This is a genomic window from Bacteroidales bacterium (assembly GCA_021648725.1).
Taxonomy (GTDB): Bacteria; Bacteroidota; Bacteroidia; order Bacteroidales; family JAADGE01; genus JAADGE01.
The window spans coordinates 22,894-38,719 of sequence record JAKISF010000015.1; the positions used below are offsets into that span (position 1 = coordinate 22,894).

The 15,826-nt window shown below is 30.4% G+C and carries 20 protein-coding genes and 1 pseudogene; 10 read left to right on the forward strand and 11 right to left on the reverse strand.

The window, feature by feature from the left end; translation table 11 throughout:
* The first annotated feature begins 44 nt into the window (after positions 1–44).
* Entirely contained in the window at positions 45–686 is a 642-nt protein-coding gene (locus tag L3J35_07230) for an HAD family hydrolase (GenBank protein ID MCF6365981.1), read from the forward strand.
* A 63-nt stretch (positions 687–749) separates the two neighbouring features.
* Here the strand turns inward: L3J35_07230 and gdhA are convergent, their stop codons facing one another.
* Positions 750–2,090 (reverse strand): NADP-specific glutamate dehydrogenase, encoded by a 1,341-nt coding sequence (gene gdhA / locus L3J35_07235; protein ID MCF6365982.1) that lies wholly within the window; start codon positions 2,088–2,090, stop codon positions 750–752.
* Between the two features lie 340 nt (positions 2,091–2,430).
* Between gdhA and L3J35_07240 the strand changes: the two genes are divergently transcribed.
* The 4 genes from L3J35_07240 to L3J35_07255 all read left to right on the forward strand — a co-directional run bounded on the left by L3J35_07240 (position 2,431) and on the right by L3J35_07255 (position 4,878).
* Positions 2,431–3,039 (forward strand): MarC family protein, encoded by a 609-nt coding sequence (locus L3J35_07240; protein ID MCF6365983.1) that lies wholly within the window; start codon positions 2,431–2,433, stop codon positions 3,037–3,039.
* A 58-nt stretch (positions 3,040–3,097) separates the two neighbouring features.
* Positions 3,098–4,285, forward strand: coding sequence for a phosphoglycerate kinase (locus L3J35_07245; GenBank protein MCF6365984.1), 1,188 nt, complete (start codon positions 3,098–3,100; stop codon positions 4,283–4,285).
* Positions 4,286–4,291: 6 nt separating this feature from the next.
* Positions 4,292–4,630 carry a thioredoxin family protein gene (locus L3J35_07250; protein MCF6365985.1) on the forward strand — a complete coding sequence of 113 codons (339 nt, stop codon included), beginning with the start codon at positions 4,292–4,294 and terminating at the stop codon, positions 4,628–4,630.
* 107 nt (positions 4,631–4,737) lie between these two features.
* On the forward strand, positions 4,738–4,878 hold the full coding sequence (locus tag L3J35_07255; protein ID MCF6365986.1) for a hypothetical protein: 141 nt from the start codon (positions 4,738–4,740) through the stop codon (positions 4,876–4,878).
* On the opposite strand, the gene L3J35_07260 is transcribed toward L3J35_07255, so the two are convergent.
* The 6 genes from L3J35_07260 to L3J35_07285 all read right to left on the reverse strand — a co-directional run bounded on the left by L3J35_07260 (position 4,862) and on the right by L3J35_07285 (position 9,188).
* Entirely contained in the window at positions 4,862–5,215 is a 354-nt protein-coding gene (locus tag L3J35_07260) for a diacylglycerol kinase family protein (protein ID MCF6365987.1), read from the reverse strand. The genes L3J35_07255 and L3J35_07260 overlap by 17 nt on opposite strands.
* 76 nt (positions 5,216–5,291) lie before the next feature.
* Complete coding sequence (locus L3J35_07265; GenBank protein ID MCF6365988.1) at positions 5,292–6,818, reverse strand: DUF4173 domain-containing protein; 1,527 nt, start codon at positions 6,816–6,818, stop codon at positions 5,292–5,294.
* Positions 6,819–6,859: 41 nt separating this feature from the next.
* Entirely contained in the window at positions 6,860–7,102 is a 243-nt protein-coding gene (locus tag L3J35_07270) for a transcriptional regulator (GenBank protein ID MCF6365989.1), read from the reverse strand.
* Positions 7,103–7,172: 70 nt separating this feature from the next.
* Positions 7,173–7,790 (reverse strand): hypothetical protein, encoded by a 618-nt coding sequence (locus tag L3J35_07275; GenBank protein ID MCF6365990.1) that lies wholly within the window; start codon positions 7,788–7,790, stop codon positions 7,173–7,175.
* A 30-nt stretch (positions 7,791–7,820) separates the two neighbouring features.
* Positions 7,821–8,462, reverse strand: coding sequence for a hypothetical protein (locus L3J35_07280; GenBank protein MCF6365991.1), 642 nt, complete (start codon positions 8,460–8,462; stop codon positions 7,821–7,823).
* A gap of 87 nt (positions 8,463–8,549) precedes the next feature.
* Positions 8,550–9,188: a 4'-phosphopantetheinyl transferase superfamily protein gene (locus L3J35_07285; GenBank protein MCF6365992.1), complete on the reverse strand. Its 639-nt coding sequence runs from the start codon at positions 9,186–9,188 to the stop codon at positions 8,550–8,552.
* Positions 9,189–9,272: 84 nt separating this feature from the next.
* Between L3J35_07285 and L3J35_07290 the strand changes: the two genes are divergently transcribed.
* Positions 9,273–10,775: an NAD(P)H-hydrate dehydratase gene (locus tag L3J35_07290; GenBank protein ID MCF6365993.1), complete on the forward strand. Its 1,503-nt coding sequence runs from the start codon at positions 9,273–9,275 to the stop codon at positions 10,773–10,775.
* A gap of 6 nt (positions 10,776–10,781) precedes the next feature.
* Here the strand turns inward: L3J35_07290 and L3J35_07295 are convergent, their stop codons facing one another.
* From L3J35_07295 to L3J35_07310, 4 genes and pseudogenes are all read right to left on the reverse strand, one after another.
* Complete coding sequence (locus L3J35_07295) at positions 10,782–11,159, reverse strand: RidA family protein (protein ID MCF6365994.1); 378 nt, start codon at positions 11,157–11,159, stop codon at positions 10,782–10,784.
* A gap of 64 nt (positions 11,160–11,223) precedes the next feature.
* Positions 11,224–11,793 (reverse strand): hypothetical protein, encoded by a 570-nt coding sequence (locus tag L3J35_07300; GenBank protein MCF6365995.1) that lies wholly within the window; start codon positions 11,791–11,793, stop codon positions 11,224–11,226.
* 23 nt (positions 11,794–11,816) lie between these two features.
* Entirely contained in the window at positions 11,817–12,320 is a 504-nt protein-coding gene (locus tag L3J35_07305; protein MCF6365996.1) for an O-acetyl-ADP-ribose deacetylase, read from the reverse strand.
* A 57-nt stretch (positions 12,321–12,377) separates the two neighbouring features.
* Positions 12,378–12,605: pseudogene (locus L3J35_07310) on the reverse strand (septal ring lytic transglycosylase RlpA family protein).
* A 198-nt stretch (positions 12,606–12,803) separates the two neighbouring features.
* Here L3J35_07310 and L3J35_07315 point away from each other — a divergent pair.
* From L3J35_07315 to yajC, 4 genes are all read left to right on the forward strand, one after another.
* Complete coding sequence (locus tag L3J35_07315) at positions 12,804–13,904, forward strand: bifunctional 3-deoxy-7-phosphoheptulonate synthase/chorismate mutase type II (protein ID MCF6365997.1); 1,101 nt, start codon at positions 12,804–12,806, stop codon at positions 13,902–13,904.
* A gap of 116 nt (positions 13,905–14,020) precedes the next feature.
* The gene (gene nusB / locus L3J35_07320) at positions 14,021–14,977 is read left to right on the forward strand and encodes a transcription antitermination factor NusB (protein MCF6365998.1); all 957 of its coding nucleotides are present in this window, start codon (positions 14,021–14,023) and stop codon (positions 14,975–14,977) included.
* Positions 14,974–15,426: a DUF1573 domain-containing protein gene (locus L3J35_07325; protein MCF6365999.1), complete on the forward strand. Its 453-nt coding sequence runs from the start codon at positions 14,974–14,976 to the stop codon at positions 15,424–15,426. Before nusB ends, L3J35_07325 begins: the two co-directional genes overlap by 4 nt.
* Positions 15,427–15,445: 19 nt before the next feature.
* On the forward strand, positions 15,446–15,769 hold the full coding sequence (yajC, locus tag L3J35_07330) for a preprotein translocase subunit YajC (GenBank protein ID MCF6366000.1): 324 nt from the start codon (positions 15,446–15,448) through the stop codon (positions 15,767–15,769).
* Positions 15,770–15,826: the final 57 nt, after the last annotated feature.

Below are 15,826 nucleotides of genomic sequence, written 5' to 3' on the forward strand. Positions count from 1 at the left end.
GAGTTTTAAAATAAATTACAAAATTAACTTTTAAATAATAATTAATGCACTATCAACATATAATTTGGGATTATAACGGAACTTTATTAAACGACGTAAATCTTTGCGTTGAGGTTATTAATGATATGTTATCGGAAAGGAATTTACCCTTAATGACGGTGCCGAAATACAGAGAATTGTTTGATTTTCCTGTTAAGGATTATTATGCAAAAGCAGGTTTTGATTTTAATAAAGAGTCTTTTGAAATTGTAGGAACAGAATTTATTGTTGAATACGATAAAAGGCAAAAAACATCAGTATTGCATTCAGGTGTTAAAGAATTATTAATTGAAATAAAAAACTCCGGAATTAAGCAGTCAATTTTATCAGCAAGAAAAGAAGAACAACTTCTTGAAGAACTTAAATATTTCGGTATTTATGATTATTTTGAGGAAATTGTAGGTTTAAACGACCATTATGCAGGCGGTAAAGTTGAGAGAGGGATAAAATTAATTTCAAAATTAAATATCCCTAAAGATAAAATATTAATGATAGGCGATACAAAACATGATGCCGAAGTTGCAAAGGAAACCGGAATTAATTGTATTTTATTATCTCACGGACACCATACAAAAGAAAAGTTAAAAACTTGCGGTGTTTACGTATTTGATAAAATTTCCGATATCAGAGAATTTGTAAAAATATGAGTCAGGTAAAAAAAGGCTGTCATTTATTTTGACAGCCTTTTTTATTATCTTAATTAAAAAATATTATACTAAGCCTTGTGCTAACATTGCATCTGCAATTTTAACAAAACCGGCGATATTTGCTCCTTTAACATAGTCAACAAAATCGTTATTTTCAGCACCGTATTTTTTACAGGCTTCATGAATATCTTTCATAATTCTGTGCAATTTTTGGTCAACTTCTTCTGCTGTCCAACCGAAACGTAAAGAGTTTTGGCTCATTTCTAAGCCCGAAACGGCAACTCCGCCGGCATTTGAAGCTTTTCCCGGAGCATATAATATTTTTGCATTATGAAAAACATGAATGGCATCCGGTGTACAAGGCATATTTGCACCTTCCGAAACACAAATAACTCCGTTTTTAACTAATTGTTTTGCATCTTCCTCATTTAATTCATTTTGAGTAGCACACGGTAAAGCAATATCAACTTTTTGCTCCCAAGGTCTTTTTCCGGCAAAAAATTCAACTCCGAACTCCTCTGCATAAGGTTGAACAATATCATTATTTGTGGCACGTAATTCTAACATATATTCAATTTTTTCTCCTGAAATTCCATCGGGGTCGTAAACATATCCGTCGGGTCCTGAAATTGTTACAACTTTTGCACCTAATTGAGTTGCTTTAATTGTAGCACCCCATGCAACATTTCCGAAGCCTGAAACGGCAACAGTTTTTCCTTCAAAAGAATTACCTTTGGTTGCTAACATCTCTTTTGCAAAATATACATTTCCGAAACCGGTTGCTTCCGGACGCATTAAACTTCCGCCCCATTCTCTGCCTTTGCCGGTTAAAACTCCGGTAAATTCATTTCTTAAACGCTTATATTGCCCGAATAAGTAACCTATTTCTCTTCCGCCTACACCAATATCTCCTGCGGGAACATCGGTATTCGGTCCGATATGTCTGAAAAGTTCCGACATAAAACTTTGACAAAAACGCATAATTTCATTGTCGGATTTTCCTTTCGGATTAAAATCAGAACCGCCTTTACCTCCGCCCATCGGAAGTGTTGTTAAACTATTTTTTAAAATTTGTTCAAAACCGAGAAATTTTAAAATACTTAAGTTTACACTCGGGTGAAATCGTAAACCGCCTTTATAAGGTCCGATTGCACTGTTAAATTCAATACGATAACCTTTGTTAAGTTGAAACTCACCTTTATCGTCTTGCCAAGGAACTCTGAACATAATCACACGCTCGGGCTCAACAAGTCGTTCAAGAATTTTTGCATCTTCGTATATAGGATTATTTTCTATGAACGGAATAATAACTTCCGCAACCTCTAAAACTGCTTGGTGAAATTCTTTTTCGCCGGCATTTCGGGCAACTACACCCTCCATGAATTTATTTACTTTATCTGTCATAGTATTTTAATTAGAAATTCAAATTTTGCTGCAAATGTATATTTTTTTTAATTTATCGGTTCACTTTTTTATTATATATTTAATAATTGTAATCAGCATAAAATAAACAATATACAAATTGCTCCACCATGTTAAAAAACACTTATGATAATTATCATTAAAGCAAATATAGATAAATTAATTTTTAAGAATGTATTCTTTCTGAAACTGATTTTTTTAAAAAAAATAATATGAAAATAGTTGTTAAATTAAAAAAGATGTTGACATTTGCGCGATTTTTTAAGGTAAACATTAATGTTTCGTGTAAAAGTCTATATATTAAACTGTTAAATCAAATGTTATGGGAGTAAATTTTGTTCATATTTTTTCCGTTTTTATGGTATTATTTGCCGTTATTGATATTGTCGGCTCAATTCCGATAATTATAGACATAAAAACAAAAGGAAATAAAATTGAGGCAGGTAAAACAACTTTAATTTCTTTGGTAATACTTACATTATTCCTTTTTGTAGGAGAAGCTTTATTGGGGATATTCGGTGTTGATATTTCGTCTTTTGCTATTGCGGGGTCTTTTATATTATTTTTTCTTGCATTAGAAATGGTTCTCGGTATTGAGCTTTTTAAAAGTCAAACAACAGGAAGTGCCTCTGTAGTTCCTCTTGCATTTCCTATTATTGCAGGAGCGGGTTCAATTACAACACTGCTTTCGCTTAGGGCTGAATATGAGTCGATTAACATAATGATTGCATTGGTTTTGAATATGGTTGTTGTGTTTGTTGTGCTTAAAACTACAAAGTATATCGAAAAAATATTAGGGCAATCAGGAATAACTGTTCTTCGAAAAATATTCGGGATTATTCTTCTGGCAATAGCAATAAAACTTTTTATGTCAAATATTGCAGCTTCTATAGGACGCCATTTCCCCGGTTTATTAGAAAAGTTAAGCTGATAAAACAAAGATATTTTTCTATTTTTTATAACTTTACGGAAAATTTTAAATAAGTATTATGCAGAATATTGATAAATATAACTTTACAGGTAAAAAAGTAATTGTAAGAGTTGATTTTAACGTTCCTTTAAATGAGAAATTTGAAGTTACTGATGATACAAGAATTCAAGCAGCAATTCCTACAATTAAAAAGATTGCAGAAACAGGTTCAGTAATTTTAATGTCGCATCTCGGAAGACCCAAAGGAAAAGATGAAAAGTTTTCATTAAAACACATATTACCTAAACTTTCTGAGTTAGTAGGTAAAGATGTAATGTTTATTGATGATTGCATAGGAGATAAAGTTAAAAATAAAGTTTCGGCAATGAAAAACGGTGACATTTTGTTGCTTGAAAATTTACGATATTATCCCGAAGAGAAAAAAGGAGATAAGAGTTTTGCAGGGAAATTAGCAGATTTAGCAGATGTGTATGTAAATGATGCATTCGGAACTGCACACAGAGCACATGCTTCAACTGCAGTTATTGCCGATTTTTTTTCGGATAATAAAATGTTCGGTTATCTTATTGAGGGAGAACTTGCAGGATTAAAAAAAGTTTTGGAAGAACCGGAAAAACCTCTGACAGCAATTCTCGGAGGAGCAAAAGTTTCTTCTAAAATAACGGTAATAGACAAATTGCTTGATAAAGTTGATAATTTAATAATTGCCGGTGGTATGACTTATACTTTCATTAAAGCACAAGGAGGTAAAATAGGAACTTCCTTGGTTGAAGATGAATATTTAGAAACGGCAAAAAAACTTATGCAAAAAGCAAAAGATTTAGATGTTAATTTAATTCTTCCGGTTGATATTATTAATGCCGATAAATTTGATGAAAATGCAAAAACTCTTGTAACTGCCGTTGATAATATTAAAGACGGTTGGATGGGGCTGGATATAGGACCGAAAACAATCGGATTATTTAAGAGCGTAATATTAGATTCAAAAACAGTAATTTGGAACGGACCTGCCGGGGTTTTTGAAATGGACAAGTTTGCAAACGGCACTATTCAAGTTGCAAATGCTTTGGTTGAAGCTACCGAAAAAGGGTGTTTTACTTTAATCGGCGGAGGCGATTCTGTTGCAGCAATTAAAAAATATAATTTACAAGATAAAGTAAGTTACGTTTCAACAGGCGGAGGTGCTATGTTAGAGTTTTTAGAGGGAAAAGAATTACCGGGCATAACGGCAATTAAAAATAACTAGCAAAAAATGAATCTGAAAGATTTGAAAAGTTTAGATGAATTTAATTCTGTTTTAGAAGCAGAAGACGGAGTGTTAATCTATTTTTCTCATGAACAATGCAATGTTTGTAAAGTTCTGAAACCGAAGATTGTTAAATTACTTGATGAAAATTTTCCCTCAATGAAAATGTTTTATGCAGATACAGTTAAAGCATCTGAAATAGCGGGGCAAAACGGTATTTTTACAGTTCCTGCCGTTGTGTGTTTTTTCGGAGGAAAGGAAACTTTTCGTAAAAGCAGGAATATAGGAATTGAAGAATTAAGGCTTCAAATAAAAAGACCTTATGACATGGTCTTCGGAAGTTAATTTTTTTATAAAATGCTGTAACAATCATTTGCATTCTCGTTTTCTGTTTCGAATACCGGACAAATTAAAATATTCACAAAAACATCCCTAAAACTTTCCCTGCGAAAGTGAAACATAATTTTGCAATTTTTCTTATTGCTTTCAGAAAAGAATTTTTTGCAGGCGGAAGAAATACAACTACTGATAATATTTCGGATGTAGATATTTTTTTCATAATAGGATTATGTGCAGTTATAACATCTCAATAACTTTCGGTATGAAAATTATCAAAGCCAAAACGAAAGCACCGATTGCAGAAATTAATACTGCTGCTGCCGATACATCTTTTATTCTTTTAATTTTATTGCTGTAACCTGGTGATACAAAGTTGCATATATATTCAATTGCAGAATTTGCAAGTTCAAAAGCAAGAACAATATTGATTGCAATAATAATGAACATCCACTCTGTTCTATCAATTGAGAAAAAAACTCCGGCTGCGATTACTAAAATTGTTGCAATAATATGTATTCTGAAGTTTTGTTCCTTTTTGAATACGTGTGCAATTCCGTTTAATGCGTATTTAAATGTTTTTAGTTGTTTCATATTTAATAAGTTTTGAAAAAGAAGCATTGACCTATACTCAATTGTTTAACTGTTTGTATTAAGGATGCTCTTTGTATTATTTTAGTTTATAATATTCATAAGCCTTTGCATCGGCATAATTCCATGATAACCAAGATTTATCCTTATATTCTTTCAAGAAATTTATTACCCTACCTTTATAAACATTTTCATAAGTTTCATAAAACACACGGTATGTATTGTATTCTTTTGATTGTAATAAGATGTCTTTTCTTTGGTCAATTTGAGGCAATACTTTATCATCAAAAGTCAGCAAGAAACTTGTTTCAATATTATTACGAAGCGGATGTGTTAAGTTGTGTTTTGCAATAATAATGTCCCAATCAGGAATTGCAAATAACACAAAACCGATGTATAATGCCCATGTATTTATTTTAAAAAGCCAGAAAGACGATTTTATGTCTTTTATTTTGAGGTATAAAGATATCAGTCCGAAAACAACAAGTGCAAGAAAGAAAAATACTCCGATTCGTTTGTATGCTAAACCGAAATATTCAATATAATGCATGTTTCTGATAACAACAGAAATCAGTAATATGATGTTTTGAGCAATCCAAATGTATGAAAGAACCTGAAGTTTCTTTTTGTATTTGTAAAAGTTGAGGTTTCTTCTGAAAAACCAAATCATAATTCCTATTGAAAGTAAGATGCTTAATATCAGCAGGAAAGTTCCTTCGTGAACGAATTGTTTTAAATCGAATTCCGGTGTGTAATTAAAATTAAACCAGATTGTTGAAATATCTATTACATTTATCATTAATAGTAAGGCATTAACTAAAATTATCAGCATAAGTCCGATGCGAAACTCATTTTTCAGCAATTGTCTTAACCCAATATTTTCAAATAGATATTTACTCATTTGAGATTTTTTTCTTTTCCTTAGAATTGTTTCCGTGTGTTTCGCTTCAGTATGTACGATATGATCATTTTTATTTTTGTATATAAACCAAGCCATAATAATGAACCCCAAAAATGTAAACAGAATTTGAAGAAATGAAACATCTTTGAATAAATGAATAATCCAATCGTTCAGATTAATGAAAAAAGTATTGCTTAAATTGTCGAATATCGGATTTGCAAATTTGAATATCCAGTAGAAGATATAGACAACCAAAATCGGAAGAAGTGTAAGTTTCAGGTATTTAAAAAATGTTTTAAGTTTGAAAGAAGATTTGCTTTTTAATTTAACATTTTGCCCGATAAGCTGATAAGACATAAAAAAAGTGGTTACAGATGAAAATAATCCGTAAAAAACAGTTCTTAGTTTGTTAAAATGCATAAAAGCTTGTAGAAGAACCATCGAAAATATCCAAACAGAAATTGCCAATTCAGATGCATGGTACACAACCGTAACAGCACTTATAAAAGTGCCGGATGCAATAATAATTGCGTTTTTTGATTTTATAAATTCAGGAAACAGATAAAAAAAAGTTCCGAGAATAAATGTTGTAAAAATAAGAGCATTCAATCCGATTGCTTCATGCCAAAACAATAAATTAAATAACAGAGTTCCTATAATTAAAAGTGCGAATTTCATTTTAGTTTTCATATTTCTTGTTTTCATTTTAAAAGTGCTTTGCAATACAAAGTATAAAGGTAAAAAAATTAAGACTCTCGTCCTTTTATTAAATTTTCTAATGCATCAAGATGCTCTTTAAACGCAATTTTCCCTTCATTTGTTGCGTAATAGTTTGTTTGTGTTTTTCGCCCCACAAATTTTTTATTTATGCTCAGGTAACCTTTGTTTTCAAGAGCACGTAAATGACTTGCAAGATTTCCGTCGGTCAGGTTCAGAATTTCTTTCAAGTAGTTGAAGTCAGCTTTTTGCTGAACTGTTAGTACCGACATAATTCCGAGCCTGACACGACTCTCAAAAAATTTATTAATATTTGATATTATTGATTTCAATTTAAATTATTTATTCTTCTATTTTGTTGTTTACAGCCTTAATTAAAGAATCGTATTTGTTTATCAGTTCTTTTAACCCGACAGTATCCTGTTTAAAATTACCTTGATACGATTTTATGCTTTTCTTAGTTAATATTATTTTAAGTGCAGTTTTATAGTCGTTTAATACTGCAACTTTTCTGTTTAAGCCATCTTTTAATGAAATTAAATTAATAACTTTTTCATTATAATATTCTTCACTTGAGTTTATTGATGCAATAACTTTATCCCTTAACATACTGTCTTGTATAGAAGTTGAATAAGTTAAAACTTCATTATAATAACTTTCATTATCCGATAAAAATTTGTTTATTTCTGTGTTTCTTTCATAATTTTCCTTTGCAATTTTTTTTATTTTATCATACAATTCTTTCAACACCTTATCTTTTTCAAGAATTTCGTTAAATAATTTATCGGTTAATGATGTGCGTCCTCTTTTATTATAAGAAATTTCTTCAAAAATGCTTTGATCTTGAAATGTTTCCGGAATATCATTTGTTGCTGTTTTTTCTTTTTCTGAATTTAAACAAGAACTTAATAAAATAGCAAATGTTGCTGCCGATAAAACAAGTTTAATTAAAGATTTCATATTTCTGTTTTTTTTAGTTTTTTAAATTAATTACTTCTTTTTTTCGTATTTTAAATACATAATTGTACCGTATATAATATGCATTATCCCGAAACCGATTGCCCAATAAAATATTCCGTTTCCTATATCAATTGCGGCAATAAGTCCGAGAATAACTTGTGAAATTCCGAGATATCTGATATCGCTGACAGTATATTTTGAAGCATTAATTAAAGCCAGCCCGTAAAAAATTAAAGTTGTTGCTGCAATAATAAATGCGGCACCATGCCAAATCAGTATCATGACAAAGAATCCTCCGACTATAAGAGGAATAAATAAGTTAATCAGTAATAGTTTTGAGGTTTTATTCCATAGTTTCAGATTGTTTTTTTTTGCATTTCTGTGTGTAAAAATATAACCGAATGTCACGGCTAAAATTAAAACGATAACAGCATCCAAAAACAAAGCCGTAATAATTTCTATACTGAAATCGCCGGATTCAATAATAAAAGATTTTCTTTGGTAACCGTGGTAGATATTTACCAGCCACCAAGCAAAACCGGCTCCTGCTAAAGCAAATATTCCGGCAAATATTCCTCCCAGACCGCTTAAAGATAAAAAACTTGAAGAACGTTCCATGATGGAGCGAATTTCACTCAAATTTTCTAAATGTTTTTGTTTTTCATTGTCCATTTTTTGTTTTTGTGTAAAAAGTGCTTTGTGTTGCAAAGTTAGTTGTTTGTTTTAAAAATACAAAATAAAATGTAATCTTTTAAGACTTTAATGCCAAACAACCAATAGTTCAGTGTTTTTATGTTTGATAAATTCGTAATTTAAATTGAAATGTTCAATCTTATTATTAAAAGAAATAATTGCTTTTTGTTGCCCTGATTTTTGCAATTCGGAATCAATAATTTTAAAATTAGTTTTAAAATCAAAACCGCCGTGTTCTTTTATTTTAAACAACGTTTCTTTGCAGCACCAGTTTAAATAAATCTTTTTTAGTCTATCGTCTTCACTAAAACTGAGAAGTTCTTCTTTTGTTATAAATTTTTGTGCGGTTCTTAAAATTTTGTCGGAAAGAATTTCTACATCCATACCGATGTCTTTATTTTTGCTGAGAATTATTCCGAGAATATTTTTACTGTGTGTAATTGAAATATTTATATCATGCTCAATATACGGATTGCCTGTTTTTGAATATTTTATTTCAGAATAAAAACCGAGTAATCTTAATAATAACAAACGAACACCGAGCCATTCTTTTTTTCGTCTTTCATTGGTGAATTTATTATAAACGTTTAATTCATTGTTTGATAGTTCTTTTTTAATTTTTTGAAATAAATCAGGTGAGTTTTCTGAAATTTCAGCAACTATAACTTTGCAATCATTTTTTTTCTTTTCAAAAAGGATGTTCATTTAAAACTGATTATTTATTTTGATTTTTCTTTTCTAAACTTTAAATTTATAAAATAATTTCAGAATAAAGTAAAAAATAAAGATATGAAAATATTTTCGGCAAATAAAACAAGAGAAGCAGATAATTATACAATCAAAAATGAGCCGATACCATCCGTTGATTTGATGGAACGAGCAGCCTCCGGAGCAACAGATAAGATTATTGAATTATATACCGGTTGTGAGAAGTTTATCATATTTGCAGGACCGGGAAATAACGGCGGCGACGGATTAGTAATTGCACGTTTACTTGCCGAAAAAGCTTTTGAGGTAAGTGTTTATTTTATAAAATTTACGGATAAGGTTTCACCGGATTTTGAAATAAATTTTCAAAGATTAAAAAAACGAGATAAAGCAGGAGTGTATATTTTGGAGAGTATTTTAGATTTTCCTGAAATTCCGGCTGAGGCTTTGATAATTGATGCAATTTTCGGTTCAGGTTTAACTCGAAATTTAACCGGTTTTCCTGAAAAAGTTGTTAAAAAGATAAATGAAACAAACAATGAAGTTGTATCTGTCGATATTCCTTCGGGATTGTTCGGTGAAGAAAATTTGCAAAAAGAGAAGACTGTTATAAACGCAAATCATACAATCACTTTCCAACATCCTTCTTTGTCTTTTTTATTTCCTGAAAATGAGCATTTTATAGGTGAATTTCATATTATTGATATAGGAATTCATAAAGATTTCATTAATAACACAAATACACCTTATTATTATATTCAAAAAGCAGATATTAAAATTAAAAACCGAAAAAAGTTTTCACATAAAGGAAATTACGGTCACACATTGATATTAGCCGGAAGTTACGGAAAAGCCGGTGCTTCAATATTGGCGATTAGCGCTGCTCAGCGAACAGGAGCAGGATTGGTAACGGCATCAGTTCCGAAATGCAACTATCAAATTTTGCAAATAAGTTCTCCCGAAACTATGTTACATATTGACACTTCTGACAAATATATTTCACAATTGCCGGATTTAAAACTGTATAATTCAATTGCAATCGGTCCGGGAATCGGGTTTAATAAGCTAACTGAAGAACTTTTACACCATTTAATCAAAAATTATAATAAACCGATTGTTTTTGATGCTGATGCAATTACGATATTATCCCAAAATAAAAATTGGTTGAAAGATATTCCCGGAAACAGCATTTTTACACCGCACCCTAAAGAGTTTGAACGATTAGTCGGGAGAAGCAAGAATAATTTTGAAAGATTACAAATGCAAATTGATTTTGCAAGAACATATAATGCAACAGTAATTTTAAAAGGAGCACATACATCAATTGCATTATCCGACGGGAAAGTATATTTTAACTCAAGCGGAAACCCCGGAATGGCAACCGGAGGAAGCGGAGATGTATTAACCGGAATTATTGTTTCTTTGCTTGCACAAAATTATAAACCGAGAGATGCAGCAATAACCGGTACTTATTTGCACGGACTTGCCGGAGATATTGCAATGAAAAAATCCGGACAAAGTGCATTAATTGCTTCCGATATTATTGAATATTTACCGGAAGCATTTATAAAACTTAAACCTTAAACTTTTTTATTTTACAGCTATTGTTTCAATTTCAACCAAAACGCTTAAAGGAAGTTCTTTAACCGCAAAAGCTGCTCTTGCGGGCGGATTTTCGGAATAATATTTTCCGTAAACTTCGTTCATTGCTGCAAAATTTTTCATGTCGCTCAACAAACAAGTTGATTTAACAACATCGCTGAAAGAATATCCGGCTTCATCGAGAATTGCCGCAATATTTTTCATAACTTGTTCGGTTTGTTCTTTAATGCCGCCTTCAACAAGTTTGCCTGTTCCCGGATTAATAGGTATTTGACCTGAGATATAAAGAGTATTTCCCGTTTTAATTGCTTGGCTGTAAGGTCCTATTGCTTTCGGTGCTTTTTCGGTATGTATTATCTGTTTCATATTTATTTAGTTTTTTACAAAAGTAGTAAAAATCAAGTTAAATTGTGAATATTATTTTTCTGATTTATTGAAATTGCCTGTTTCGCATATGCCAAGATAAATCATTGATATGTAGAGAATTGATATTGAAATAGTGTTTAATTCCGTCTGTAGTTATTATTTTGTCGGCATATTTTATTACTTCTTTTGCACTTGGTTTAATTTCATCGGAGTTTTGTTCTTTAATAAACAAAAATAAGGAAGGTTTTATGTACTTTCTTAAGCTGTTAGATTCACAAATTATTAAAGTTCTTTTTTCTATGTTTTTTATAAATTCTTGAAATGCTTCTTCGATAAAACCGGATTTCGTTTTTATTTTAAAGACTTTTTTTGCTCCTTCTTTCAGCGTTCTTACAGTATCTTCATTCCCGGTTTTATTTTTTTCTTCGGTAATTCTGAATTTTTCTTCAGCTGTCAACTTATTTTTCTCTTTACCGTGAAAAAAATAATCATCAGGGTAAATTGTTTTGATTTTTAATGATATAATATCATGTTCGTTACAGAATTTTTTTATAATTTTTTCAATTAAAGTTGTTTTCCCTACATTTCTTTTTGTTCCGCCTACAATTAATAATTGTTTGTTTTCTGTCTTCACAAATTTGATGTTAATTTAAAAAATCAGTTTAACAGGTTTTTATATATTTCAAAATTCTCATCATCAAAAACAGCAAAAATTACTTTTTCAATTGAAGAATGATTTTTTAAAAATTCGATTACTGTATTAATAGCAACTTCAGCTGCTTCACTTTTCGGAAAATTATAAACTCCGGTACTGATATTAGGAAAAGCAATTGTTTTTACACTATTTTCAACTGCAAGTTCTAAACATCTTTGATATGCACTTTTTAATAATTCAGCTTCATTATTTTTCCCTCCGTGCCAAACGGGACCTACTGTGTGAATAATAAATTTTGCAGGAAGTTTATAAGCTTTTGTAGTTTTTGCATCTCCGGTCGGGCAACCGTTCAGCAACCGACACTCCTCAAGAAGTTCATATCCTGCTGCTCTGTGAATTGCACCGTCAACACCGCCGCCGCCGAGCAAACTCGAATTTGCGGCATTTACAACAGCATCAACTTCTAATTTTGTAATATCGCCTTTGTATAATACGATTTTTCCCATTACCGGTTATTTTAAAATCTCAATTTTTACGGGAACGTGTCCGGCATTAATCATATTAATTTGTTGAGCGGCTTTTTTCGATAAATCAATAACACGACCTTTTACGAACGGTCCTCTGTCATTAATTCTTACAATAACACTTTTACCGTTATTCAGGTTGGTAACTTTAACCTTTGTTCCGAAAGCTAATTTTTTATGTGCAGCGGTTAATTTATACATATCAAATGTTTCTCCGCTGGCTGTTTTTTTTCCGTTAAATCCGGGACCGTACCAGCTTGCTTCTCCTTTTTGATAAAATGAAAATTTAGAAGTTTCGGTTTCTACTTTTTTAACACTGCATGAGAATAGTAAAATCATGCTTAAAACTGATAATGTCAGAATTTTTGTCTTCATATCTTTTTTAATTTAATAAACAGGGCTTAAAAATATTAAAAATATTGATATAGCTCAATTACTTTATTTATTTTTGCAAAAAATATTTTAATGCCCGAAAATAAAAATAAAGAAGAACTACTTTTAGGAAGAAAAAACGGTAATGCGGTTATTATTGCAGGTCCGTGTAGTGCAGAGTCTGAATATCAGGTTGTTAAAACAGCACAGGAAATATCGAAATGTAAAAAAGTTAAAATATACCGAGCAGGTATTTGGAAACCCAGAACAGAACCGGGAAATTTTGAAGGAGTAGGAGAGAAGGGGCTTGCCTGGCTGAGAAAAGTTAAAGAAAAAACAAGTTTATATACCGCAACCGAAACAGCAACACCTGAACATGTTGAGTTATGCCTGAGAAATAATGATGCCGTTGATATCTTATGGATAGGTGCAAGAACAACTGCAAATCCGTTTTCGGTTCAAACAATTGCAGATGCATTAAAAGGAGTTGATATTCCGGTTATGGTTAAAAATCCGCTTAATCCGGATATTAAATTATGGGCAGGAGCAATAGAGCGATTAAAAAAAGCCGGAATAAAAAATATAGCTGCAATTCACAGAGGATTTTATCCCTTTGAAAAAATAAGTTTAAGAAACTTACCGAAATGGGAATTAGCTATTGAAATAAAAAGTATTTTTCCTGATATGCCGGTTATTAACGATCCCAGCCATATTTCCGGGAAAAGAAAATATATACAAGAGATAGCACAAAAAGCATTAAATTTAAATCTTGACGGTTTAATGATAGAAACACATATTGAACCTGAAAATGCCTTAAGTGATTCTAAGCAACAACTTACTCCCGCAGCTCTTATTGATTTGTTGAATAATTTAACTTTCAGAAAATCGTCATCTGATAATACTGATTTTTTAACCAAATTGGATCAATACAGAGACCAAATTGACTCTATTGATTATCAGATGCTTGAATTGCTTTCGAAAAGAATGAAAATAGTTGAGAATATCGGCAAATATAAATTGAACAACGGTGTAACTATATTTCAATTAAAAAGATGGCTCGAAATGTCAAAAACCAGAAATGAATTCGGAAAATCAATAGGTTTGGATAAAAACTTTATAAAAAGAATGTTACAACTTGTGCACAGAGAATCAATAAGACAACAATCAGAAGTTATGAATAAAAATAAAGAATAATTTTCATTTTTAATTGTATGAAAATATGCAGGTTGAAAAATCAACAAACAAAATTTAATTAATAAACGAAAGTTTAAAAGGATAATAATATATTTGCACAAATTTTAACAGAAAGGATGTTTAACAGAAGAGTATTAAGAACAAAAGTTCTGCAAGTATTATACGCATCTTATAAAAAAGATGATAATTCTTTGAAAAAAGCTGAGAATGAGTTAAATTTCAGCATTCAAAGAAGTTATGGGTTATTATTCTTTCTTACATTGCTTCTTGAAGATGTAACTGCCTTTGCACAAAAAATAACAGATATAAGGAAAGATAAAAAATTTGCTACTCCCGAAGAAAAAACTCCCAGTCTTAAATTTATAAATAACAGTATAACAAAATTGCTGACTGAGAATGAAAAATATATTAAATACATAAATGAAAGTAAGTTAAGCTGGGACAATTACCCCGAATTAGTTCGAAAAGTATATAATATTCTTGAAAAATCAGAAGTGTTTGATATTTACATGAATAAAAAAGATGATAATTTCAGAAATGATAAACGAATTATACAGTTTTTTTATTCCGAAATATTATATAATTGTAAAGAGCTGTATTCAGCACTTGAAGAACAAAGCATTTTTTGGATAAGCGATATTGACTTTGTGATAACAAAACTCACGCATATAATTGACAATATTAAGAAAGACAGAGAAGAAACAGTTAAATTTCCTGAAATTTACAAACAAGATGACGATAAAGATTTTGTAATTAATTTATTGCGAAACACATTAATTTATACAGAAGATTATACTGAAATAATTAAAAACAAAGTTGTAAATTGGGATGTTGAAAGAATTGCAGATACCGATAAAATTATTTTATTAACGGCAATTTCTGAAATAATAAAATTCCCTTCAATTCCTGTTAAAGTTACGTTTAATGAATATATTGAAATAGCAAAAACATTCGGTTCCGAAAAAAGCGGAGGATTTATAAACGGAATTTTAGATAAAATTATCAAATATTTAGAAACTGAAAACTTATATAAAAAAATAGGAAGAGGACTTTTAGATAATAAAACGGAATGAAAAAAATAATAAAGAAATATCAAAAAAACTTAATGTTTTTCATTTTACTTTCAGTAATTACATTTGTAATTTCTTGTAATGATACTGAAAAGGAAAATAATTCTGAAAAGAAAGAATATTCCGGAAAAGCAAAAATTGAGTTTTATAAAATCGCACATGATTTCGGAACTTTAAAAGAAGGAGAAGTTGTAGAATGTACTTTCAAATATAAAAACATCGGAGATGCTCCGTTAAAATTATTATATGTAGATGCCGATTGCGGATGTACTGTTCCCGAATACGATAAGGGAGAAATATTGCCCGGAGAAGAAGGAAGAATCAAAGCAGTATTTGACAGTGACGGCTTTATGAACAATATCTATAAAACCATAGATGTTGAAACAAATGCCGATTCAACAATAACAGAATTGGTAATAACAGCTTTTATTGAACGAAAAATAAATTATTAAATCTTAAAAATAAATTAAAATGACACAATTAAATTTTATACTGTTAATGCAACCGCAGGGAGAAGAAGGAAGTCCGACTTCAATGTTAGTTTTTATGGGAATTTTAGTATTTGTATTTTACTTTTTTATGATTCGTCCGCAAATGAAAAAACGAAAAGAAGTTCAAAAATTCAGAAGCGAAATGAAACAAGGAGATAAAATTATGACAATCGGAGGAATTCACGGAAAAGTAAATGCAATTAAAGAAGATGCAGTTATTATTGAAGTTGAAAACGGAATATTATTAAAAATTGATAAAAATGCAATAATAAAAGATTCAACCGGAATAATGATGCAAAAATAAAATATCAAGATGTTATTTTGTTTTTATATATATTACTTATAACAGAAGTATTAATGT